A 24090-nucleotide genomic window follows, 5' to 3' on the forward strand; every position below is an offset into this window, starting at 1 on the left:
TCTGCGGCCCGCCCCTCCCCTTTCCCTCCCGAGGAGAGTCATGATCCCCCCCACCCGCATCACCGTCGGCCGCGCCGCCCTCGGCGCCGAGGTACCGCGTCGCCTGTTCGGCTCATTCGTCGAACACATGGGCCGTTGCGTCTACGACGGCATACACTCGCCGGGGCATCCGAGCGCCGACGCTGCGGGATTCCGCGCCGACGTGCTCGATCTCGTACGGGAGCTCGGCGCGACCGTCGTGCGCTACCCCGGAGGCAACTTCGTCTCGGGATACCGCTGGGAAGACGGGGTGGGCCCGCGCGCGGAGCGCCCGGTGCGACTGGATGCCGCGTGGCACAGCACCGAGAGCAACCAGGTCGGGCTGCACGAGTTCGCCGACTGGGCGGATGCCGCGGGCTTCGAGGTCATGGAGGCGGTCAACCTCGGCACGCGCGGCGTCGCCGAGGCCGCCGACCTGCTCGAGTACGCCAACCACCCCTCCGGCACCGCGCTCAGCGACCGCCGCCGGGCGAACGGTCGCGACGAGCCCTTCGGCATCCGGCTGTGGTGTCTCGGCAACGAGATGGACGGCCCGTGGCAGATCGGCCACAAGACCGCCGATGAGTACGGCCGTCTCGCCGCCGAGACAGCGCGCATGATGCGCTTCCTGGATCCCACGGTCGAGCTCGTGGCCGCCGGTAGCTCCAACCACGAGATGCCGACCTTCGGGGAGTGGGAGCGCGCGGTGCTCCGGCACACCGCCGGTCTCATCGACCACATCTCGGTGCACGCGTACTACGAGGAGGACCCGGACGACCCGGCGAGCTTCCTCGCCAGCGGTGCCGCCCTCGACCGCTACATCGCCGACGTCATCGACATCATCGACGAGACCGGCGCGAAGACCCCCGACGGGGGCACGATCGGCATCAGCGTCGACGAGTGGAACGTGTGGAACCAGACCCGCTGGAACGAGGTCGACAAGCCCCGCGTGTTCACCGGTGACTGGCCGATCGCCCCGCGCCTGATCGAAGACGATTACACCGTGACCGACGCCGTCGTCGTCGGTTCCCTGCTCATCACGCTGCTGCGTCGCTCGGACCGCGTCTCGATGGCCAACCTCGCGCAACTCGTGAACGTCATCGCGCCCATCCGCACCGAGCCCGGCGGCGGAGCGGCCTGGCGGCAGAGCACGTTCCACCCCTTCGCCCTCACCGCCAAGGCGGCATCCGGCCGGGTGGTGCTTCCGCGGGTCGACGGTGCCGTCATCGACACGGCGCGCCACGGGTCGGTCGACGCGGTGGACGCCGTCGCCACCGTCGACGGCAGTGACGTGTCGGTCTTCCTCGCGCACCGCGACCTGGACGCGGCCACCGAGGTCGAGCTCGACCTCGGCGCGGTCGAGCAGGTCGACGCCGTCATCGTAACGATCCCCGAGGGCGGCGACCGCCACACCACGAACTCCGCCGACGGCGAGCCCGTCGCACCCACGCCGCTGGCCGTGGAGGCCGGCGCCGACGGCATCCTGCGCTTCACCCTCCCCGCCCTCGCCTGGGTGCGCCTGACCGCGCGCCTCACCGCCTGATCCCCGAAAGACACCGTGACGACCTTCACCATCGGCGAGACCGACTTCCTGCTCGACGGGCGACCGCACCAGGTCATTTCCGGCACGCTGCACTACTTCCGCATCCACCCCGAGCACTGGGCCGACCGCATCCGCACGGCCAAGGCGATGGGCCTCAACACCATCGAGACCTACGTGGCGTGGAACGCCCACGAGCCGGTCCGCGGCGAATGGGACGCGACCGGCTGGAACGACCTGGGCCGCTTCCTCGACCTCATCGCCGCGGAAGGCCTGCACGCCATCGTGCGCCCCGGCCCCTACATCTGCGCGGAGTGGCACAACGGCGGCCTTCCGGTCTGGCTCACCTCGACGCCGGGGATCGGCATCCGTCGCTCGGAACCGCAGTTCGTCGAGGCGGTGTCGGAGTATCTGCGCCGCGTGTACGAGATCGTCGCACCCCGCCAGATCGACCGCGGCGGCAACGTGGTGCTCGTGCAGATCGAGAACGAGTACGGCGCGTACGGCTCCGACAAGGACTACCTCCACGAACTGGTGCGAGTGACGAAGGACGCCGACATCACGGTGCCGCTGACCACCGTCGACCAGCCGATGCCGTGGATGCTCGAGGCCGGGAGCCTGCCCGAGCTGCACCTCACCGGGTCGTTCGGCTCGCGGTCGGAGGAGCGCCTGGCGACTCTGCGCGAGCACCAGGCCACGGGGCCGCTGATGTGCAGCGAATTCTGGGACGGCTGGTTCGACTGGTGGGGCAGCATCCACCACACCACCGACCCGGCGGCATCCGCCCACGACCTCGACGTGCTGCTCGCCGCGGGCGCCTCCGTGAACATCTACATGGTGCACGGCGGCACGAACTTCGGCACCACCAACGGCGCGAACGACAAGGGCCGGTTCGACCCCATCGTGACCTCCTACGACTACGACGCCCCCATCGACGAGTCGGGCCACCCCACGGCGAAGTTCCACGCGTTCCGCGAGGTCATCGGGAAGTACGCGTCCGTGCCGCCCCTCGACGCGGCCCCCCGGCCGGAAGCCCCCTCCTTCGAGGTGACGCTGTCGGGCGAGGGCGACTGGATGCCGGAGGCCACCGCCGTCGACCGCACCGCCGATCCGTCGACGTTCGAGGACCTCACCCACCTCGGGCCGCTCGTGCGGTACGACGTCGATCTCCCGGCGTTCTCGGGGCCGTCCGCCCTCGTCTTCGGCGAAGTGCGCGACCTGGCGTGGATCCACGTCGACGGCACCCCCGTCGGGCGCCTGTCACGGTCGCTGCACGAGCGTGCCCTCACGATCCCCGCGGGCTCGCGCCTCACCGTGCTCGTCGAGGACCAGGGTCGCGTCAACTACGCCGACCGTCTCGGCGAGGCGAAGGGCCTGGTCGGTGCGGTGACCCTGAACGGTTCGCCGCTCACCGGGTGGACGGCGACGCCCGTCGATCTGACGTCCGCCGCCGGCACGGGCGAAGGCGCCGTCGGGCGCGCGCTCCTGCGCGGCACCTTCACCCTCGACGCGGCCGCCGACCTGTTCCTCGACACGGCCGGCTTCGGCAAGGGCTATGCATTCGTGAACGGCTTCTTCCTCGGCCGGTACTGGAACAACGTGCCGCAGAACACGCTCTACGTGCCCGGTCCCGCCACGCGAGCCGGCGCGAACGAGATCGTCGTGCTCGAGCTCGAGCACGCGGTCGAGCCGGTCGCGCGCTTCGTCGACGCGCCGTCGCTGGGGCAGCTGGAGGAGTAAGCCCGTCGCCGGGTGTGAGAGCGAGTCATCGCACCGGGCGATGCACCGAGAACAGGCCGATCTTCGCGGATCGGCCTGTTCTCATGAGGCGGGTGCGGCCTCCCCCGCCACATCGCGTGCCGGGAGACGCCGATCCAGGGGCCCGGCCTGAGAGCTTCCGGATGCCACGACCTCGCCGCGTGGTCCGGAACGTTCTCGGGCGTCACTCGCCGACGGGCACCGGCTCCGCGGCATCCGGGGTCTTCACCCGGAGGGACGGGCTGATGAAGCGGGCCCGGACGATGACCACCGCGGCGGCGGCCATGAGCGCCGCGCCCAGCACGTACGGCGCCGCGTGTGCGACGTGCGCGTACAGCAACCCCGCCATGAGGGGTGCGACGGTGCCGACGGCGGCGTTGAGCGACTGCGCAGCACCGGCGATCCAGCCCTGCTCGTCGTCGCCCACGGCGTTGGAGAGCAGGCCGTCCATCGTGGCCTGGGCCGCGCCTTGCCCCGCGGCCAGGGTCAGCGCACCCACGATGAACAGCCACGGTTGCGCGAGCAGCGAGGCGACTCCGGCGAGCGCGACCAGCCCGACCATCTGCGTGACGATGCCGCTGACGACCACGCCCCGCTCGCCGATGCGCGGCAGCAGGAAGCCGAGCAACACGCCCTGGATGGCGATGTCGATGACACCGACGCACGCGGTGAGAAGCCCGATCGCGGTGGGGTTCCAGTCGATGGCGTCGAGGGCGAGCACGCTGAAGTTGTTGACGAAGAAGCCGAAGGGTAGACCCACCAGCACCAGCCCCAGCATGAGTCCGCGCAGTTCGGGGCGGCGGAAGACGCCGCGGAACACCGCGAACGGGTGCACGGCCCGCAGATCGAGCGAGGCGATGCGCTTGTTCGGCGAAAGGCTCTCCGGCAGGAGGAAGATGCTGACGATCGCGACCGTCAGCGCGAGGCCGGCGGTGACGAAGACGGGCAGGTCGACGTCGATGGCCGCGAGGGACCCGCCGAGGGCGGGTCCGACCATTGTGCCGATGCCGGCCGTCGCCCCCAGAACGCCGAAGCGCCGGGCGCGCTTCTCGGGCGGCGTGATGTCGGCGAGATAGGCGAAGAGGGCGGGCAGGTCGCCCGCGGTGACGCCCTGCACGATGCGACCGAGCAGGAGCACCCAGAGCGCACCTCCGATGCCGAAGAGCAGGAAGCCCAGTGCCGCGCCGAAGCCGGCGAAGATGATCACCGGCCGGCGGCCGTATCGGTCGGAGATGCGGCCGAGGAACGGGGCGACGAGGAACGCGCACAGCGCGTTGACGGTTTCGAGGATGCCGACCCACACGGCGAGATCGGAGGGGTTCCAGACGTAGCGGAGCACGACGAACGGCAGGACGGGCAGCACGACGGTCATGCCCGCGGTCGTCAGGGTCGTGATGACGACGAGCATGATCCAGGCGCGGCGGCTCTGGTCGAGAGAGGGAGAAGGTGAAGTCACGCCGTAACTGTACTCGTACCAGTTTCGGTGTCACTACGACTTCAGAGTCGATCCGTTAAGGTGGGGGCATGAGCGAGACGATCGGGCGCCGCGAGCGCAAGAAAGCCGCCACCCGCAAGGCGATCTCCGATGCCGCGACGCTCCTCTTCGTCGAGCGCGGGTTCGACGAGGTCAGCATCCGCGAGGTCGCCGAGGCCGCCGACGTCTCCCCCACGACCGTGTTCGCGCATTTCCCGCAGAAGGAGGCCCTCGTCTTCGACGAGGATGACGCGCAGCGCGACATGCTCGTCGGCGCCGTGCGCGACCGCGCCGTCGGCACCTCGGTGTCGGAAGCCCTTCACGACCTCTACCGGCGCGAGCTCATCGGCCTCGCATTCGACCCCACGGGCGAGAATCGCCGGAAGTTCATGCAACTGATCACAGGAACCCCCGCGCTCCAGGACTACGCGTCGCGCATGTGGCTGCGCCATGAGGACGCCCTCGCCGACGCGATCGCCGAGACGACCGGGCGGAGCGAACCGGATGCCGAGACCCGCGTCTACGCGCGCATGGTGCTGCAGCTGCAGATCCTCGCGTTCGAGCACGACGACGCCGCGGCGACGATCGAGGCGGGTTTCCGCATCCTCGACCGGGGGTGGCGCGAAGCCCACTGACGCCGTGGGGGCGGGCGGGAAAGTACGGCGCGTGAAGCCGGGAGGGCGTGCGACGGACGGAGGCGATGACACCGCTGCCACGTCCTCCGCTCGCCGCATCCCCTCCCCTTCCGCGCCCCCGGCCGGAGCTCAGTCGCGCGCGGCCGCCACAGCCCGACGGGCGACTTCGACGAGGGCGTCGCGGAGGTCGGCGGGGCGAGCGTCGGCGATCGGGCGGTCGAAACGCAGGCACTCCGCCGCAAGCGCGCCCCACGACCACGACCCGAGACTGACCCGCGCGCGTCCCTCCCCGGCGTCGAGCAGCGTCCCGTCTACGACGTATGGCTCGAGTTCCTCCCGCGACGCCTCGACTACGATCTCACCCTGGCACGGCCAGCCGCCCGACTCGTCGCCACCGCGGAACCGCCCCTCCAGATAGCGCGCGGGGTCACCGCCGGGCACGTCCCGACGCGGGAACGAGCGTCCGCGATGGGTCTTGAGGCGCATGCGGTCGACGCGGTACACGCGCCATGCATCCCGTTCGGGGGTGAAGGCGAGCAGATACCAGCGGCCACTGTGCCACAGCAGATGGTGCGGCTCGGTCACGCGCACGGGCCCCTCGGACCCGGCGTAGTCGAACCGCAGCTCCTCGCAGGCGTTGATCGCCGCCTCGATCGCGCCGAGTGAACCCGGGTCGACCCCGACCGCACCGACGGGTGCGACCGCCTCGACCGCGAACCTCTGCGCCCGACGGCCGAGCGGCGCGGGGAGAAGGCGTGAGATCACGCTCAGGGCTTCCTCGGCAGCATCGGCCAGTGGGCCGCCCGACGAGGCGGCGAGCCTCAGCGCAACAGCAACCGCCACCGCCTGCTCGTCGCCGAACGCCACGGGCGGTAACAGCGCCCCCGCACGCAGGCGGTAGCCGCCGGCGGGTCCGCGCGTCGCGTCGATCTCGTAACCGAGTTCGCGCAGCCGGTCGACGTCGCGGCGGATCGTGCGCTTGCTCACGTCGAGGCGGCCGGCGAGCACGGGGGCCGGCCAGTCGCGTCGGGACTGCAGAACCGTCAGCAGCGACAGCAGACGGCGCGACGTCGACGGGGAGGAGCTTTCCGGCACGGCATCCATTCTGCTCCGTATTGCGGACGATCACTGTCCGCATCTGACGAGAGAGTCATGGCATCCGGAACCTCCCGGCTCACGACAGGACAGACATGACCCTCACCACCACGCTCCACGTCAACTTCGACGGACAGGCCGCCGCCGCGCTCGCGTTCTACGCCGAGGTGTTCGGTGGCACCGTCACGGCGGTGCCCTACGGGGACACGGCCGAGGTTCCCGAGCAGCGCGAGCAGATCGTGTGGGGCGAGATGGTCGCCCCGAGCGGTGTGCACGTCATGGCCTACGACATCCAGCGGTCACTCGCGTACGACCGCGGCACGAACCCCTTCTACCTCGCTCTGCGCGGCCACGACGCCGACGAGGTGCGTTCCGCATGGGAGGGACTGAGTCAGGATGCCGAGATCCTCGCGCCCTTCGGCCCGTCGGCGTTCTCGCCGCTCTACGGCAAGCTCGTCGACCGCTTCGGCGTGGTGTGGATCATCGACGTGATCGCGTCCTGGAACGGCTGAGGCGGGGCTCCGGGGTCGCGCGTCAGACCCGCGTGCTGCTCGCGCGTACCACCAGCGCCGCGGGCACGGTCTCGGCCACCGGCGCGGCCCCTTCGATCGCGGCGACCAGGGCGGCGACCGCCTGACGGCCGAGGGCGTCGAAATCCTGGCGCACGGTGGTCAGCGGGGGACGGTACTCGGCGGCATCGACGATGTCGTCGAACCCCACCACGGCGACGTCGCGCGGAACCTCGCGGCCCGCGTCGGCGAAGGCCCGCAGGGCGCCCAGCGCCATCTGGTCGTTGGCGACGAAGACGGCGGTCGCTGCGCGCAGGGCGTGGGCGGCGAGGTGACCGGATGCCGAGGTCCAGTCGCCGCGGACCGGTTCGGGCGCGGTGATCCCGGCGTCGGCCAGCGCCTCGCGCCACCCGCGTTCGCGCTCGGCCGCGGCGAACGATCCGGAGGGTCCGGCGAGGTGATGCACCGTGCCGCGCCTCAGCGAGAGGAGGTGCGCGGTCGCCGCGCGGGCGCCCCCGGCGTGATCGGTCTGCACGATCGAGAAGCGATCGTCGGGCGGGGAATCGACGACCACCACATGCAGATCGGCCGGCGGGTCGACGTCGCGGGCGAGTTCGGTCGCCTCGTTCAGCACGACGGCGCCGTCGACGCCCTGTGAGCGGAGGCGCGCGAAGGCGTCACGGATCCCGCGATCCCCCACCGTCACGACCGCGAGGGCGTATTCGCGCGCGGCGGCGGCCTCGGAGATCGCCTGCAGCATGCGCGAGTTGCCGACCGAGGCGAGGGTCGACACGACGAGACCGATGGTGGAGGTCTGCCCGGTGCGCAGGGCCCGTGCAGCGCGATGCATGCGATAGCCGAGGTCGGCCATCGCCTTCTCGACGCGGGCGCGGGTGACGGGGTCGACGCGCGGGCTGCCGTTGGCCACGCGCGACACCGTCTGCGCCGACACTCCGGCTCGTTCGGCCACGTGGGCCATGGATACGCGCATCGCACTCATTGCATGTTGACGATATCACGCGCGGACTGTAACGTGTTATCGTGAACACGCACAGCCTCTCCGCGGTGCCCCTCCGCGCCGGTGTGGTCAAGCGCCCGACCCGCCTCGCCGACGGCCGCGAACTGATCTATTTCGATGACCCCGGCACGACGCTCGGCACCGAGCGCGCCGTCGACGCCCGCACGCTCGACCCCCGACCCGCCACCGCCACCATGCGACAGGACGTGCTCACCGGCGACTGGATCACCGTGGCATCCAATCGCCAGAACCGGGCGTTCCTGCCTCCCGCACACCTCGACCCCCTGTCGCCGCAGACCCCGACCAACCCTTCGGAGATCCCGTCGCTGTACGACGTCGCGGTCTTCGAGAACAAGTCGCCGTCGTTCGGGCCCGCGCTCGACGTCGCGACCGACGACGCACCCGCCGCCATCGACCCGCCGCTCGGCGACGACGACCTCGAGCACCTCGGCCTCGGCCGCACGCGCACCTCGGTCGGCCGGTGCGAGGTCGTCTGCTTCAGCCCCGCGCACGAGGGGTCGTTCGGCTCCCTGTCGCGCACCCGAGCCCGCACGGTGATCGAGGCGTGGGCCGACCGCACCGCGGCGCTGTCGGCTCTACCCGGCATCCGTCAGGTGTTCCCCTTCGAGAACCGCGGGCAGGAGATCGGCGTCACCCTCCCCCACCCCCACGGGCAGATCTACGCCTATCCCTACGTCACCCCGCGCACACACCGGCTGCTCGACACGATCTCGCGCAGTTCCGAGAACCTGTTCCAACGCATCCTCGACTTCGAATCCGCCGGCGAGCGCGTCGTGCTGCGCGGCGAGAACTGGACGGCGTTCGTCCCGTTCGCCGCGCGCTGGCCCGTAGAGGTGCACGTGCTCCCCCACCGCCACGTCGCCGACCTGGCCGAGACGACCGATGCCGAGCGCGACGAGCTCGCCCCGTTCTACCTGCGGCTGCTGCGCGGCATCGACGCCCTCTACGACACCCCCACCCCCTACATCGCCGCGTGGCACCAGGCGCCCGTCGGGCGGGGTCGCGACGAAGTCCGCCTCAATCTGCAGATCACCTCGCCCCGTCGCTCCGCCGACAAGCTGAAGTACCTCGCCGGATCCGAAGCGGCCATGGGCGCCTGGATCGGCGATGTGACCCCCGAGTCGCAGGCCGAGCGCCTGCGCGCCGCCCTCGACACCGTTCCGGAGGTGACGGCATGACCGCCGTCGACGACGCCCGTACCCTGCTCACCCGCATGACCGACGCCCCCCTCGCGGGTGTGTGGTCGGCTCCCGGTCGCGCCAACCTCATCGGCGAGCACACGGACTACAACGAGGGCTTCGTCTTCCCCTTCGCGATCGCGCAGCGCACCGCCGCCGCCGTCGCCGTCCGCTCCGACGACGTCATCCGCGTGCGCTCGACCTTCGCCGACGACACGGTGGAGGTATCGCTCGCCGACCTCGACGCCCGCATCGCCGCCGGCGGCCTCGACTGGGCCGGGTACCCACTGGGCGTGGCGTGGGCGCTTCTTCGGGAGGCTCCGGATGCCGCTCCGCGCGGCGTCGACCTCGCGCTGGCGTCGGAGGTACCGGTGGGTGCCGGGCTGTCGTCGTCCGCCGCGATCGAGGGAGCCGTGGCATCCGCTCTCAACGACGTCTGGAACGCCGGGCTCGACAAGGTCGCGCTCGCCCGGGTCGGCCGCATCGCCGAGAACGACGCCGTCGGCGCGCCGACGGGGATCATGGACCAGATGGCCTCGATGCTCGGCGTCGCCGACGCCGCCACCTTCCTCGACTGCCGCACGCTCGAGACGCGCCCCGTCGCGCTCGGCTTCGCCGAGGCGGGGCTGTCGATCCTGGTGATCGACACTCTCGTCGAGCACGCGCACTCCACCGGCGGTTACCGCGAGCGTCGCGAGGCGTGCGAGCGGGGCGCCGCGGCATTCGACGTTCCCGCGCTGCGAGACGTCACGGTCGATGATCTGCCGCGGGCGGCCGAGATGCTCGACGACGTCACGTTCCGCCGCGTGCGTCACATCGTGACCGAGAACCAGCGCGTCCTCGACACCGTGGCCGCACTCGACGCCGACGGCCCGTCGGCCATCGGCGATCTGCTCGTGGCCTCGCACGCCTCGATGCGCGACGACTTCGAGATCTCGGTGCCCGAGCTCGACCTCGCCGTCGAGACGACCCTCGGCGCCGGCGCCCTCGGTGCGCGCATGACCGGCGGCGGCTTCGGCGGGGCGGCCATCGCGCTGATTCCGACCGGGCTCATCCCGGCGGCGACCGAGGCGGTGCGCGCCGCGTTCGCGGCATCCGGGTTCCGTGCACCGAACATCTTCACGGTCACGCCGTCGGAGGGCGCGCGCCGCGACGCCTGACCGGCCTCCACCCGCGAGTGCGCGGCGGCGTTCCGCGCTCCGGCCCGGTCACGCGTAAACACGATGCGTGCTCATAAACACGCTCTGAACGTGTTTACCGGCACGGAGAGCGTTTATGCGCGACACCCGGAATCCCGCGTCACGGCGCGCGACCCGCACCTCACCCACACGCACCGAGAAACCGCGCCACGGCGACGGACCCCTGCCCACCACCCCATAAACACGATTCGTGCGCATGAACACGCTCTGAACGTGTTTACCGGCACGGAGAGCATTTATGTGTTGACCGGGGACGTCCGACGCAGCTCGGGGAACGACTGGCGTCGCCTGGCGTCGCCGGGTGCACCACGGGAGGCACGCGGAGCGCCCCGCAGGCCGATCGGCGCACCCCACAGGCGGAGCGACGAGGTCCGCAGACCGCGCCCGGCACCGAAACGCGCGCGCTCGAAGCCCACCCGCGGCGACGTACCCGTTGCCTGGCAAAGCGCGTGATGCGGGCGTAGCCTGCGCGCATGAGCGACGACGACGTGCTGGCGTGGCTGGCCGAGAGCGACCCGAGCCTGCGGTGGAAGGTGGAGCGCGACCTGCTCGACGCCCCCGAACGACGGTGGCAGGCCACCCGCGCCCGCGTCGCGCGCGAGGGGTACGGGGCGCAGTTGCTCGCCGCGCAAGGGGAGGACGGCCTGTGGGCGGGTGGCGCCCACTTTCCGGCCGACTACCGCGGCGAAGAAGCCGGCCAACCCTGGACGGCGACGTCGTGGTCGCTGATGAGCCTGCGTGAATGGGGAGTGGATGCCGACGCCCTCCGGCCCGACACCGCCGGCCTGCTGCGGCGCAACGCGCGGTGGGAGTACGAGGATCTGCCCTTCTGGGACGGCGAGGTCGACGCGTGCATCAACGCCTTCACCCTCGCCAGCGGCGCGTGGCTGGGGGCGGATGTCAGCGGCATCCGGAACTGGTTCGTGAAGCACCGCCTCCCCGACGGCGGGTGGAACTGCGAGTGGGTCGAAGGGTCGACGAAGTCGTCGTTCCACTCGACGATCAACTCGGTGATCGGGATCCTCGACGATGAGCAGCGCACCGGCGGGACACCCGAACTGCACGCCGCCCGCAAGGGCGCCGAGGAGTACCTGCTCGAGCGGCGCCTGCTGTACCGGCTGTCGACGGGTGAGCGGCACGTCTGGGCGCATCACCTGGGGTATCCGTTCCGCTTCCGGTACAGCGCGCTGCGCGCCCTGGACCACTTCCGCGCCGCAGCGCAACATGACGGCACCGAGCCCGATCCGCGCCTCGCCGAAGCGGTCGAGCTCGTACGGGCGTCCCGCGCCGCCGACGGCACCTGGCACCAGGCCTACCCGCCGGAGGGACGCGAGTGGTTCGCCGTCGACGTGCCCGCCGGAGAACCGTCGCGCTGGCTGACATTCTTCGCGCTGCGGGTGCTGCGCTGGTGGCACGACGACGCGACCTGACGAGACGTGCGGCGCCCTCGCCCGGGCGACGAACGACCGCGGCGGCTCAGAGGTGCGGAATGACCTCGCGCTCGAACAACGAGATGCCGGATGTGTCGTACGCCGCCTCGGGGAAGTAGTGGATGGCATAGCCGAGGCCGTGCTGCGCGCGGGTGCGCAAACGCTCGACGATCTGCCCGGGAGTGCCGAACCCGTCGGAGGAGCGGTAGTCGGCCTCGATGGCATCGGCCCGTTCGTCGCCCACGTGCGGGCGCAGGCGTGCGACGACCGCAGCTAGGCGATCGGATGCCTCGGCCTCGGTCTCGGCGACGATCGTGTTGAAGTTCGTCGAGCGGGTGATCTCGCTCTCGTCACGACCGAGCGTCTCGCAGTGCCCGCGGAGCACCTCGGACTTGTGGTCGAACTCCTCGAGTGAGCCGCCGAAGTTCGTGTACGCGGCGTACTTCGCCGCGATCTTGAGCGTGACCTTCTCGCCCCCGCCGGCGATCCACAGCGGTATGCCGCCGGGCTGCAGCGGCTTCGGCTGCACGATGGCGCCGTCGACCTCGTAGTACTTCCCCGAGAGGGTCGCCTCTCCCGTGGTCCAGGCCTGGTGCATGATCTCGACCCCCTCACGCAGACGCCCGAGACGCTCGGCGATGGGCGGGAAGCCGTAGCCGTATGCGCGCCATTCGTGCTCGTACCACCCGCCGCCGATGCCCATCTCGGCGCGACCACCCGAGATCAGGTCGACGGTGGCGGCGACCTTCGCCAGGTACGCCGGATTGCGGTAGCCCATGCACGTGCACATCTGCCCGAGACGAACGCGGTCGGTGGCCGCGGCGAAGGCGGCCATCAGCGTCCATGCCTCGTGCGTCGCCTCGGCGCTGGGCACGGGTGTGGTGTGGAAGTGGTCGTAGACCCACAGCGATGCCCAGGGACCGTCGTCGGCGCTCTGCGCGAGCGCGTTCATCACCCGCCAGTGGTCGGCGGGGTCGATCCCCACGAGATCGAAGCGCCAGCCCTGCGGGACGAAGATGCCGAATTCCATGGGCTCACCCTAGGCGCGGTCACCGACACCGCGGCCCGTCGATCGGGAACTCGCCGCCCCCGGTCGAGAGCGACGGCGCCCACGACGTCATCGGGGTGCACAGCCTCCGCCCGCTGCTCGCGTCCGCGACAGCGACAACGACAGCGACAGCGACAGCGACAGCGACAGCGACAGAGGATGCGCACATCGCTGAGAGAGGCGGCGACCGCGTCGGCTAAGCGGGTGCCGGCTCGCGTTGCCACGGGAGCGCCCGCGTCATGCTCATCACGGCGATGACGCCCAAGCCCAGCGCAGCGGCGGAACCGAGCAGCGGCAGCGTCAGCGCCCCCAGATCCTGACGCGCCTCGGGCACGAGGCCGACCGCCTGGGGCTGCGTCGTGAGCGGCGAGCTCGCGGCGAGGAACTGCTGCGCCGACATCGTGGGGTCGATCGCGGCCGGAGCCCGACGGAGAGCATTGCCGGGCACCGGTGCAGCCGACGACGATGCCGCAGCCGGTGCGGGAGCGGCGATCGGCGCCGACGACGAGTAGCTCACCGTGAGCGGCGACGCCGGCTTCGCGGCATCCCGGACCCCGCCTGTCGTCAGCCAGTATCCCTGCTGCCCCGTGAGGCGGTGGAAGTCGACGAACGACTGCGGGAACGACCCCCAGTACGCCTCGTTGGCCGCCGACCGCGCGACCTGGCCGGCTCCCCCGCTCGCGACCCCAAGGTACTGCGGGGTGACCGTGAAGCCCCCGGCGCGTGAGACGTCGGCGGCACGGAGGTCGGCCAGCACGACGGTCTGCGCGGCGATCGGACTCCATATGGTCATGTCGTCCATCGAGGTGCCGAAACCACTCGCGCTGGCCGTGAGCTGTCCGTTGCCCGCGGCGTCGAGCACGAGCCGCGGATCGGTCACGCTCCAATACGTCATGCCGCCGTAGAAGACCACGGTGAACGACCCCGACCAGGAGATCTCGACAGCGCCGTCCCGGCGCGTGCCGGTGCCCCCGTCGATGACGACCTGATTGCCCGACGTGCTCGCGGTCGAGGACACCGAGACGGCGGCGCCGCGCGCATCCAGGCACTTCGTCGTCCAGGTCGCCGCCGTCCAGGCTCCGGTCGCGGTGGGCTTCTCGATCCGTACCCGGCCGTCCTGGGCACGGTACAGACCGTCGCCCTCACCCCACACTCGCGCACCGCCGGCGTCGCCCGCCCGGCCCGCGCTCAAGAAGTTGCATCCACCCGCGAACGCTCCACCACCGGACTCGGCGTTGAGCCCCCATCGCAGCTGCGCGTCGACGATGCCCCCGTCGCCGCCCGCCGTGCCGCCGGGGCCGGGAACCGTCACGACGATGTCGCTGGGGCCGGCATCGACCGCGGGAGCAGCGCTCGCGCCCAGCAGCATGGCGAGCGCGAGACCGGCCCGCAGCATCACACCCGCCCTCACCGCGGCGTCCCCGTCGACAGCAGCTCGGTCGGAGCATCGGGGCCGGTGGATCCGGGCGCGGGCGGTACGGGGTCGTCCGCCGGGGCTTCGCCCTGCGATGAGCGCGGCGCCGCTGCAACGGCATCCGACGCGCCCCTCGGGCTCGCCGCGGCAACGGCATCCGGCGCGCCCGCCGCCAGAGCCGCACCCGTCGAGCCCGACGCTCGCGCACCCGCCACGCCCGCGCGCTCCCGCTTCACCCGGCGCCGCGAGCGAGCCCGGACGAGGGCCGTGATGATGCTCGCCATGATCAGCGTCACCGACAGCGCGATGCAGGCGAGCAACAGCACGAGCACCCAGGTGGGTGCGGTCGGGGTCCCGGCGACGGGTACCGCGACGGTCCCCCCGCTGACGGTGACCTCGGCCTCGGCGACGGCGCCCGATCCCGCCCCGCGCAGGGTCAGCAGATGCGTGCCGTCACGGACTTCGCGCGGCACCGGCAGCGCCGCCGCGACCTCCCCCTGCGATCCGGCGGTCAGGGGACCGACGGCGGTGAGCCCGCCGTCGAGCGAGGCGACGATCTGCTCGCCGGGGGTGAAGCCCTGGCCCGTGAAGACGATCGACGTGCCGGCCGTGACCGAGGCCGACTCGACGCCGACGCGCACGGCGCCCGCCGCCGCGACCGTGCCCTCTCCCCCGGGAGCCGCGGGGGCCGCAGGGGCCGCCGCGGACGTGAACGACACCGGCGTGAACGTCTCATTGTTGGCGTTCTTCACCCCGTGCGCGCCGATGGTGATGATGCCGCAGGTGACCCGCCGGCAGTCGACCTCGGAGACGCGCCCGTCACGGTCCTGGCTCTCGAAGACCGCGCCGGGGATCACCATCGACACCGACCACGATCCGTCGGCGCCCAGAATGCCGTTCGCGGAGCTCTCGGTCTGACTCCCCGGGAAGGCGAGGAAGCGCTGGAAGCCGTTGTTGTCGGCCGACTCCGCGTCGGGCACGTATCGATAGTCCGTCCCCACGACTCCCCCGGCGCTGGGCCGCCACGAGCCGCCCGCGGCGTCGTCGACCCAGCCGAACAGCACGTAGATTCCGCCGAAGCCGTTGGGGATCGACTGGAAACCCGACCCCGACACGGTCACGTCGGTGGCGAAGTCGGCATCCGCGGATGCCGTGCCCCCGGGGCCTGACACCGTCACCGATCCGGCGGCCCACGCCGGGGCGCCGGCGCCGACCGTGGCGGTAGCGGTGAGGGTCAGCGCGGCGGCGAGCGCGATGAGACGACGAGACAGATGGTTCATGGGAGCTCTCCGGGGAAGGGGAAGGGGAGGGGCGCGGAGTCGGCGACGACCAGGAGCGCCCCGCGGGGCCCGACGACGACATCGATCGGATGCCGGTACACCCGCGTGAGCAGATCGGGGTCGAGCACGTCGCGTGGGGGCCCGTCCGCCACCAGGCGACCGTGCTCCAAGAGCGCGATGTGCACCGGGGCGGACGCCGAACGCCCCGGTGCACATTGCACGCCCCGAACCGCTCGGGCCGAGCGCCTCGCCGGCCGCGGCCGTTCGGGGCACCCGATGTGCACCGGGGCGGACGCCGGACGCCCCGGTGCACATTGCACGCCCCGAACCGCTCGTCGCGGCGGGCGACGCGGCACACCAGTCCACGAACGGCAACAAACCCAGCGATGCGCGCACACTCACGCCGCTCACGGCGACCTGCACTGACCCTGCGCGAATCACCAACCCTGCGCGAACCACTGACATTGCGCCCACGCCAGCCAGCGGGGGGGGCGCGACGCGGAGCGACCGCGTCAGCGCACGAACGGTTCGAGGCGTTTGCGCATCACGGCGACGGCATCGGCGTTGTCGTCGATCAGCACGCTGTCGCGACCGAGGGGCGCGGCGACGGCCCCGAGCGTGCCGCTGCCGGCGAACATGTCGAGCACGCTGTCGCCGGGGCGACTCGACGCCTGCACCATGCGGCGGAGCACCCCCTCCGGCTTCTGCGTCGGATAGCCCGTCTTCTCGCGCCCGGTGGTCGGCACGATGGTGTGCCACCACACGTCGGTGGGGAGCTTGCCGCGCGCGGCCTTCTCGGCGGTGACGAGGCTCGGGGCCATGTACGGCTCGCGGTCGACGGCATCCGAATCGAAGAAGTACGTCGCCGGGTTCTTCACGTACACGAGGATCGTCTCGTGCTTCGTGGGCCAGCGGCGCTTCGTCTTCGCGCCGTAGTCGTACGCCCAGATGAGTTCGTTGAGGAACTTGTCGCGACCGAACAGCGCGTCGCACATCACCTTGGCGTAGTGCACCTCGCGGTAGTCGAGGTGCAGGTAGAGCGTGCCGTCGTCGGCGAGCAGACGCCACGCCTCGATCAGCCGCGGCTCGAGGAACCCCCAGTAATCGTCGAAGCGGTCGTCGTAGGTGCGGAGGTCGCCGCGCAGGCGCGCGTACTCGCGCCCGTGGAAGCCGCGCTGCACCACGGGAGGCGGCGGCGGCTCCTCTTCGGGGAACGTCAGCATGTTCGGGTCCTCGGATGCCGCAACCTCGGATGCCGCGGCCGAGGGCTCGGCGGCATCCGAGGTCGCGGCATCCTGGGGCTCGTCGACGGGCGGCGTCCACGTCGCCGACTCGACGGCCTTCGAGCGCGTGCGGCCGGTGTTGAACGGCGGGTCGAGGTAGACGAGCGCGAACGAGCCGTCGGCGTACGCCGGGGTGACGGCGAGATTGTCGGCGTGGTGGATCTCGACGGCACCCGGTTCGAGGGCGTCGCCGGTGACGACGGCGCTCACGGGACGCGCTGCAGCCACGCGTCGGTGGCGAACTTCGACTCCACGAGCGCCTCGGCCTCGGCGTACTCGTCGTCGGTGATGTGCCCCTCGGTCGCGCCGTACAGCGTGGTGAAGGTCTGGATGAAGCGATCGATCACCTGGTCACGCGGCAGACCGGTCTGGCTGCGCAGCGGGTCGACGCGCTTGGCGGCCGAGACGGTGCCCTTGTCGCTGAGCTTCTCGCGGCCGATGCGCAGCACCTCTGTGAGCACCTGGCCGTCCATGTCGTAGCTGAGGGTCGCGTGGTGCAGCACGCCGCCGTTGGCGAGACGCTTCTGGGCGGCGCCGCCGATCTTGCCGTGGGGGCCGGCGATGTCGTTGAGCGGCTGGTATACCGCGTCGATGCCGAGCGAGCGCAGGGCCTGCAGCACCCAGTCATCGAGGAACGCGTACGAATCGGCGAACGTCATGCCGGCGACGAGGGATGCCGGAACGTACATCGAATACGTCACGATCGAGTTCGCGGCCATCAGCATCGCGCCGCCGCCCGAGATGCGTCGCACCACGTCGAAGCCGTGCGCGTCGGCTCCCGCCGGATCGACCTCGTTGCGCAGCGACTGGAACGAGCCGATCACGACGGCGTTCTCGTTCCATTCCCACAGGCGCAGCGTGGGTTTGCGCAGACCCGCGCCCACGCGGGTGGTCAGCACCTCATCGAGGGCGAGGTTCATGCGCGGTGAGACGGGGCGGTCGTGCACGACCTCCCACTCGAAATCGGCCCAACCGGGAGCGGTGACGAGCGCGCGGCGGATGGCGGTGGCCACCGACTCGGGCGTGAATCCGAGCAGCTGCGCCCCCTCGGGGAGGGCCGCGCGGATCGCCGCCGCGATCGTGGGGACGTCGGACTCCACCGGAAGACCGTCGACGGCCTGATCGATGTCGTCGAGCGCGTCGTCGGGCTCGAGGAAGAAGTCGCCCGCGAGGTGGAACCCGTGGATGCGACCCTCGCGCTCTTCGAGGTCGACGACGACCAACTTGCCGCCGGGGACCTTGTACTCGCCGTGCATGGGTCCAGCCTACGGCGGCGCAGCCTCCTGCCGGGTGCCGGGGCGGGGGACCCGGGGGTGGCTGGCGCCGCGAGACGGCGTCTCGCCGACGAGACGGTTGCGGGCTGCACCCGAGATGTCAGCGAGATGCCGACTCGCGGCGCCCGGGGGCGCGATCCGCCTCGACTTCTCGGGCAAGCCGCGACGACGTCGGCTCGGCGGATGCCGCGGCATCCGCCGATCGCCGCCGGTCGGACCGTGTGCCCGGCCACCAGTTGGCGCGGCCGAGCAGGGTCATGAGCGACGGCAGGAGGAGTCCGCGGACGACGGTGACGTCGAGCACCACCGCCACCACCATGCCGACGCCGATCTCCTTCATCGCCACCAGCTCGCCGAAGGCGAAGCCGAGGAACACGATGCTGATGGCGGCGGCGGCCAGCGTCACGACGGGGGCGGTGCGGGCGATCCCGTGACGCACCGCCTCGGCGTTGACGGCGCGAGGGTCGAGCGCGACGTCGCGGGCACGCCATCGCTCGCTGATGCGGGCGAGCAGGAATACCTCGTAGTCCATCGTCAGCCCGAAGGCGAGCAGACCGATCAACAGCGGAGTGGTGACGTCGAGCGTGCCCGTGGACTCGAAGCCCAGCAGGGACGCACCCCACCCCCACCCGAAGACCGCGGTGAGAACGCCGAGCGTCGAGGCCACGGTGAGCGTCGCGAGGGCGAGCGCCTTCACCGGCACCACCACCGAGCGGGTGAGGGCGAACAGCAGCACGAAGCTCGCCGCGGCCACGACGAGCACGGCCCAGGGCAGTCGCGCGAGCAGATGGTCGCGGGTGTCGATCAGCGAGGCGGCGGGCCCCGTGACGGCCAGGGGTACCGGCGAATCGAGGGCTCGCGCGGCCTCGACCACGCGTTGCGCCGAAGGCCCCGTCGCCGTGGAGTCCGAGGGGGTGAACTCCACCGCCGTGATCTCGGGCGGTAAGCCCTGCACCACGTCGGCGTCGGCGACCTCGGGGAACGCGACGATCCGGTCGAGTACGCCGGTGACCGCGGCATCCTGGATCGATCCGTCGAGAACGACGGTGACGGGCTCGATCCCGATCCCGGTGAAGCCGGTGGTCGCCGCCTCGTACGCCCGCCGCTCCTCGGCCGCGACGGGCAGGGAGCGGATGTCGGAATCGTCGAGGGCGAGGGATGCCACGGGCGCGGCGAGCAGCAGCATCAGCGCGGCCGCCGCGCCGGCGATGACACCGGGGCGACGCTGGGCGAGGCGCGTGGAGGAGACGAGCAGGCCGTCGCGCCGTGACCTCCCGGCCCAGGGGCGCGCCCATGTGCGCTCTCCCGCAGCGGGCAGGGCACGGTGCAGGAAAGACAGCGCCGCGGGGACGAGGGTGAGCCCCGCGAGGGTCGCCACCCCCACCACGACCACGCCGCCGAGGGCCATCCCCGAGAGGAGGGGATCGCCGAGGACGAGGATGCTGAGAAGCGCCACGGCCACCGCCAGCCCGGAGACGAGCACGGCCCGACCGGCACCGGCGAGCGCGCGCGAGACGATGTCGTCGATCGCCGCGTCGGGGTCGGCGGCCCGCTCCTCGCGCACGCGGAAGACGACGAGCAGGCTGTAGTCGACCGCGAGCCCGAGGCCCAGGATCGTGACGACGTTGACCGCGAACTCGTTGACGTCGACGACCAGGGCCAGAAGACCCAGGATCGCCAGGGTCGGCGCGATCGCGGCGAGGGCGGCGATCACGGGGACGAGGGCGATGCGCAGTGACCCGAGCACGACGGTGAGCAGCACGACGAGGGCGAGGATCGCGACCCCCTCCCCGATGGCCGCGTCGGTGGCGGCGCGGTCGACGAAGGCCTGTTCCGCCAGCAGCGGGCCGCCCACGAGCACCTCCGGCGCGGCGATGGAGTGGAGCAGGTCGGAGACCTCGGATGCCACGACGACGGCGTCGTCTTCGGGCAGGTCGCGCGAGAGCTCGACGACCACCAGTGAGGAGCGGCCGTCGTCGCCGATGGCGCCGCCCGCGGTGTAGGCGTCGGTGACGTCGACGACACCCGGGAGAGCGCGCAGCGATGCCATGACGGCGGTCGCGCTGTCGCGGAGCCCCGGCGCGAAGAAGTCCTCGCCACGGATGACGGCGGTGACGATCTCACCCTCCGGGTCGAGGGCGTCGAGGCGGTCGCTCGCGCGGAGCGACTCGCTGCCGGCGGGGGCGTCGGCGACGGAGACCGTGCGGTCGAAGGCGTCACCGGCCAGGGCTGCGCCCGCGACGACGAGCAGTGCCCAGGCGAGGACGACGAGCAGTCGGTGTCGGCTGACGCCACGGCCGAGGGAGGAGAGCATGGGGGACCTCTGGGACATGAGGGAGCGCCTCCGGCGATGGACACGGGGTCCACCGCCGGAGGCGCCTGGGGGATCAGCCGCAGCTCTTGGCCGCGTACGCCGCCGTGGCGGCACCGGTGCGACCGTCGCCGGTCGCGCTCACCGACGCGTCGCCGGCGGGGACCGAGGCGGCGCGGGTGGTGAAGGTGTGGAACACGGTCGCCCCGGGCTGGACGGCGGGGATGAGCTTCTCGCCCCACGTGGTCTTCAGCGTCACGTCGACCGGCACCGTATCGGTGTTGGTCGCACGTACCGTCAGCGACGCCTTCTTCGCCATGCACCGCACCTCCGCGGAGGCCGTCACCGCGAGGGGAGCCGGCTCGTCGATGTCCTTGATGCGGACGTTGCGGTACGACACGGCCTCTCCGCCTCCGTGGTTCTGCAGGCCGATGAAGCCCTGCGAGAGGTCACGGGCGGGATCGGTGCTGGTGAAGTCGTTCACCAGCGTGCCGTTGAGGAAGATCTTGATGTTCTGCCCCTTCACGACGATCTCGTACGCGTTCCACGAACCGACGGGCTTCAGCGAAGACGCGACCGCCGCGGCATCCGCACCCTGGAAGGTGTAGATCGCGCCGGTGGTGCGGTCGGCGGCGTCGGTGGCATCGATCTGGATCTCGTAGCCCTGGTTCACCGCGACCCACGGGTCGCCCTTCGGGTCGGGGAAGCCGACGAAGACACCGCCGTTGTGATCGGCGATGAGCTTCCAATCGAGCTTGAGGCTGTACTCGGACAGCTCCTCGGCCTTGTACCAGAGCAGGCCCAGGCCGCCCTCGCCACGGATGCTGCAGTCGTTCTGGCGACCGAACCCACCGGGACCCGCCATGCGCCAGCCGGCATTGAGGCTCTCGAGCGTGCCGTCGAAGATCGACCGATACCCGTCTTCGACCTGCGCCGAGACGCAGATGTCGGCGGTGCCGATCGACAGGACGTCGACGTTGATGTTGCCCTTGTTGCCCGATTCGTACTTCAGCGCGACGGTGTTGGACCCGGCGACCAGCGGCATGTCCCGCGTGAGCGTCGCCCAGGTCTTCCAGTCCCCCGTCGAGGGGAAGTCCCATTTGCCGAGGTTCTGGCCGTTGACGTACAGGTTCACGTCTTTGGAGCCGGGTGCGGGGTTCGGGCCGTTGGAGTAGCGCACGGTGACCGGGACGGTGCCCGCGGTCTCGGCGTTCACGGTGAACTCGAATGCGGAACCCGCCTGCCACATGCCGCCCGCGAAACCGGCACCGGAGTAGCCACTGTGCTCGGAGTCGAACTTGGCCCCGCCGCTCAGGCGCGCTTCCTCCGCCTCGTACCAGCCCTGGTCGGCGGGTGAGACGTAGCCCGGGAGCGAGTTCAGCGTGTACCAGGCCTCGGTGCTCCACAGCTTCTCGCCGTTCGCCGCGGCGAACGGTTGGGGCGAGCGCAGGTGCACGACGCGTCCCTGCTTCAGACCGTCGAAGGTGACCGTGACGGTCTTTCGATCGGCGGATGCCGTGGCGCCGGTGACCGAGAGGATCTCCTCGTCGATCTTGGGTCCGCCGTAGGTGGAGGTGGGCAGGTACCGCCACTGCTCGGCGCGGTACGCCGAGCCGAGGTTCGCCACCGTCTCGTCCGACAGGGGCTGCGTGTAGGCGATCTCGAAGCCGCCCTCGACGACCTTCATGGAGGTCATGTCGAAGGTGTTCTGCGTCGCCTTCGGAACGAGCTTCTGCAGACCGTAGGTGAGCTTGCCCGCCTCACCCCAGTTGCCGCCCTCACCGGTGCCGCCGATGTACAGCGACTTGTCGGGGCCCTCGATGACGCGGTTCACGCCCACCTCGAAGCCGGCCGAGTGCCGGAAGACCGCACCCTGGAACTCGCCGTCCACCTTCTCGAGGAAGGCGCGCTGCAGGCCGCCGTAGGTGACGTCGCCGAACATCATCTGACCGGCGAAGGGGCCGTTCTCGATGAGGATCGGCGTGCTGGGGGAATTGCCGATCTCGTTCTGCGGGATCCACACGGCCGGCGGGGTGACGGGGTTCTGATCGAACGGCCCCGCGGGGGTGGTGTAGTGATTGAAGAAGCGGTCCTGTTCGATGTGGACGAGCTTGTTGGAGGGAAGCCACGCGCCCTGGTTGTCCATCGCGAACAGTTCGTTCTCAGGGCCGAAGGCGACGCCGTTGGGCGTGCGCAGACCGCCCGCGACGTAGCTGATCGCACCCGTCGAGCGGTTGATCTTCACGGACGTCCCGCGGTTCTTCGCTGGCTGGGGGGTGGTGGTCGCGCCGCCGTTGTCGATGGCGACCGACAGGTTGACGTAGAAGTTCTCGTCGTCGTGGATGAGGCCGAACGCGAACTCGTGGAAGTTGTTGCCCGAGGGGTACTCGGCGACCTTGCGCTTCGTCTCGTACGACCCGTCGACGTTCGTGTCGCTGAGCTCGGTGAGCTGGTAGCGCTCCGACACGTAGATCTTGTCGTCGATGACGTCGATGCCCATGGGGTTCTGCAGACCACTGGCGGCCTCGACCACGGTGACGTCCTCCGGGCCGTCGGCGGCCTGTGCGCCCTTCAGCACGAAGACCTTGCCCGGCACCGAGGTGTCCCAGCCGCCGGAGTTGACCGATCCTGTGGTGAGCACGGCGAGGTCGCCGTTGCCGAGGAAGGCCAGACCCGACACCTTCGGGTTGAAGCCCTCGGGGCGCAGGTTCACCAGTGTGTAGTTCGGATTCACGGCGTCCAGTCGGAGTCCGTCGCCCGCGGAGTCGCTGCTTCCCTCGCAGTACTTCGTGCCGGGGGCGGTCACCCGCACGACGCCGGCTTCGGTGCTGAGCACGCTGTTGGGGATCACCGTGAAGCTCGACGATCCGGGGGTCTTCCACTCGACGGTGAGCTGCTGGCCGTTGGTGGCCTCGAACATCTCCACGAAGAGGTCGTGCACACCCACGTCGAGCGTCGCCGTGCCCTCCACCGACTCGGCCCCGTGGAGGCCGTCGTTATCGATGATCTGGGTGCCGTCGAGAGTCAGGCGCGAGCCGTCGTCACTGGTGAGGCGGAACGCGTACTGGCCGGGCTGGCTGACGGTCAGGTTCGCCAGGGCGTGCGTGACGAAGTTGTCACCCGCGCCGAACTGCTCGTCGGTGCGCCAGTCGATCGTCGACATGAGCTTGTCGACGTTGGGCGTCTGGCCCGACTTGAGCGTGCAGAGCTCGGTCAGCGGCGGCGTGGAGTAGGTGCGAAGTGTCACGCCTGGCTCTTGCTTCGGAAGATCCGCGGGGGTGTTGACGAACGGGGTGACGGCCGCGCCGGCGGGCAGGATCGCTCCCGTCGCCACCAGCGCTCCACCGAGAAGTCCGGCCGCGAGGGTCCTCGCGACGCGGGTGCTGCGCCGGCGGGGGCCGGACAAGACAGCGGGTACGGGCATCGTTGCTCCTTTGAGTGATCGTCGGGGGCGGCGTCGACCGATGGGATCGCTCAGGTCGCCCTCGACCGTCGTCACTGTAGGAGGCTTTTGCCAATACGTCTACAAAACTTGAATAGTTTCTGTTAAGAAAAACCTGACGCAACACGGTCCGGCCTGGTCAGCCGGCGAGATGTTTTTCGGA

The 24090-nt window shown here is 70.9% G+C and carries 18 protein-coding genes; 7 read left to right on the top strand and 11 right to left on the bottom strand.

All coding sequences use genetic code 11. The features are described 5' to 3' along the window. Positions 1-40 precede the first annotated feature (40 nt). Positions 41-1561, top strand: a complete 1521-nt coding sequence (locus ACXKZF_RS14070) for an alpha-N-arabinofuranosidase (protein ID WP_488984599.1) — start codon at positions 41-43, stop codon at positions 1559-1561. Positions 1562-1576: 15 nt separating this feature from the next. After that, on the top strand, positions 1577-3298 hold the full coding sequence (locus tag ACXKZF_RS14075; protein WP_488984600.1) for a glycoside hydrolase family 35 protein: 1722 nt from the start codon (positions 1577-1579) through the stop codon (positions 3296-3298). Between the two features lie 202 nt (positions 3299-3500). On the opposite strand, the gene ACXKZF_RS14080 is transcribed toward ACXKZF_RS14075, so the two are convergent. Further along, positions 3501-4772: an MFS transporter gene (locus ACXKZF_RS14080; RefSeq protein ID WP_488984601.1), complete on the bottom strand. Its 1272-nt coding sequence runs from the start codon at positions 4770-4772 to the stop codon at positions 3501-3503. A 68-nt stretch (positions 4773-4840) separates the two neighbouring features. Here ACXKZF_RS14080 and ACXKZF_RS14085 point away from each other — a divergent pair, with 68 nt between their 5' ends. After that, positions 4841-5425: a TetR/AcrR family transcriptional regulator gene (locus ACXKZF_RS14085; protein WP_055951416.1), complete on the top strand. Its 585-nt coding sequence runs from the start codon at positions 4841-4843 to the stop codon at positions 5423-5425. Between the two features lie 129 nt (positions 5426-5554). Here the strand turns inward: ACXKZF_RS14085 and ACXKZF_RS14090 are convergent, their stop codons facing one another. Beyond that, the gene (locus ACXKZF_RS14090) at positions 5555-6520 is read right to left on the bottom strand and encodes a helix-turn-helix transcriptional regulator (protein ID WP_488984602.1); all 966 of its coding nucleotides are present in this window, start codon (positions 6518-6520) and stop codon (positions 5555-5557) included. A 95-nt stretch (positions 6521-6615) separates the two neighbouring features. Between ACXKZF_RS14090 and ACXKZF_RS14095 the strand changes: the two genes are divergently transcribed. After that, positions 6616-7032 carry a VOC family protein gene (locus tag ACXKZF_RS14095; RefSeq protein WP_488984603.1) on the top strand — a complete coding sequence of 139 codons (417 nt, stop codon included), beginning with the start codon at positions 6616-6618 and terminating at the stop codon, positions 7030-7032. Positions 7033-7054: 22 nt separating this feature from the next. Here ACXKZF_RS14095 and ACXKZF_RS14100 read toward each other — a convergent pair whose 3' ends face one another. Then, positions 7055-8029, bottom strand: coding sequence for a LacI family DNA-binding transcriptional regulator (locus tag ACXKZF_RS14100; RefSeq protein WP_488984604.1), 975 nt, complete (start codon positions 8027-8029; stop codon positions 7055-7057). A 41-nt stretch (positions 8030-8070) separates the two neighbouring features. Here ACXKZF_RS14100 and galT point away from each other — a divergent pair, with 41 nt between their 5' ends. From galT to ACXKZF_RS14115, 3 genes are all read left to right on the top strand, one after another. Continuing rightward, positions 8071-9246, top strand: a complete 1176-nt coding sequence (galT, locus tag ACXKZF_RS14105; RefSeq protein WP_243223599.1) for a galactose-1-phosphate uridylyltransferase — start codon at positions 8071-8073, stop codon at positions 9244-9246. Then, the gene (gene galK / locus ACXKZF_RS14110; protein ID WP_055951432.1) at positions 9243-10406 is read left to right on the top strand and encodes a galactokinase; all 1164 of its coding nucleotides are present in this window, start codon (positions 9243-9245) and stop codon (positions 10404-10406) included. The genes galT and galK overlap by 4 nt, the downstream gene beginning before the upstream one ends. 512 nt (positions 10407-10918) lie before the next feature. Next, positions 10919-11875 carry a squalene cyclase gene (locus ACXKZF_RS14115; protein WP_488984605.1) on the top strand — a complete coding sequence of 319 codons (957 nt, stop codon included), beginning with the start codon at positions 10919-10921 and terminating at the stop codon, positions 11873-11875. A gap of 46 nt (positions 11876-11921) precedes the next feature. On the opposite strand, the gene ACXKZF_RS14120 is transcribed toward ACXKZF_RS14115, so the two are convergent. The 8 genes from ACXKZF_RS14120 to ACXKZF_RS14155 form a co-directional block, all read right to left on the bottom strand. Continuing rightward, on the bottom strand, positions 11922-12905 hold the full coding sequence (locus ACXKZF_RS14120) for an LLM class F420-dependent oxidoreductase (protein WP_488984606.1): 984 nt from the start codon (positions 12903-12905) through the stop codon (positions 11922-11924). A gap of 214 nt (positions 12906-13119) precedes the next feature. Then, positions 13120-14319, bottom strand: a complete 1200-nt coding sequence (locus tag ACXKZF_RS14125; protein ID WP_488984607.1) for a hypothetical protein — start codon at positions 14317-14319, stop codon at positions 13120-13122. Positions 14320-14330: 11 nt separating this feature from the next. Then, on the bottom strand, positions 14331-15617 hold the full coding sequence (locus tag ACXKZF_RS14130) for a hypothetical protein (RefSeq protein ID WP_488984608.1): 1287 nt from the start codon (positions 15615-15617) through the stop codon (positions 14331-14333). Then, positions 15614-15769 carry a hypothetical protein gene (locus ACXKZF_RS14135; protein WP_488984609.1) on the bottom strand — a complete coding sequence of 52 codons (156 nt, stop codon included), beginning with the start codon at positions 15767-15769 and terminating at the stop codon, positions 15614-15616. Before ACXKZF_RS14135 ends, ACXKZF_RS14130 begins: the two co-directional genes overlap by 4 nt. Before the next feature lie 360 nt (positions 15770-16129). Further along, entirely contained in the window at positions 16130-17128 is a 999-nt protein-coding gene (locus ACXKZF_RS14140; protein ID WP_488984610.1) for a DNA-methyltransferase, read from the bottom strand. Next, positions 17107-18156 carry a lipoate-protein ligase LplAB gene (gene lplAB, locus ACXKZF_RS14145; RefSeq protein WP_488984611.1) on the bottom strand — a complete coding sequence of 350 codons (1050 nt, stop codon included), beginning with the start codon at positions 18154-18156 and terminating at the stop codon, positions 17107-17109. The genes ACXKZF_RS14140 and lplAB overlap by 22 nt, the downstream gene beginning before the upstream one ends. 118 nt (positions 18157-18274) lie before the next feature. Further along, positions 18275-20506: an MMPL family transporter gene (locus ACXKZF_RS14150; RefSeq protein ID WP_488984612.1), complete on the bottom strand. Its 2232-nt coding sequence runs from the start codon at positions 20504-20506 to the stop codon at positions 18275-18277. Between the two features lie 55 nt (positions 20507-20561). Next, positions 20562-23909: a 3-keto-alpha-glucoside-1,2-lyase-like domain-containing protein gene (locus ACXKZF_RS14155; RefSeq protein ID WP_488984613.1), complete on the bottom strand. Its 3348-nt coding sequence runs from the start codon at positions 23907-23909 to the stop codon at positions 20562-20564. Between the last annotated feature and the right edge of the window lie 181 nt (positions 23910-24090).

The sequence above is a fragment of the Microbacterium sp. ABR10 genome (assembly GCF_057812175.1).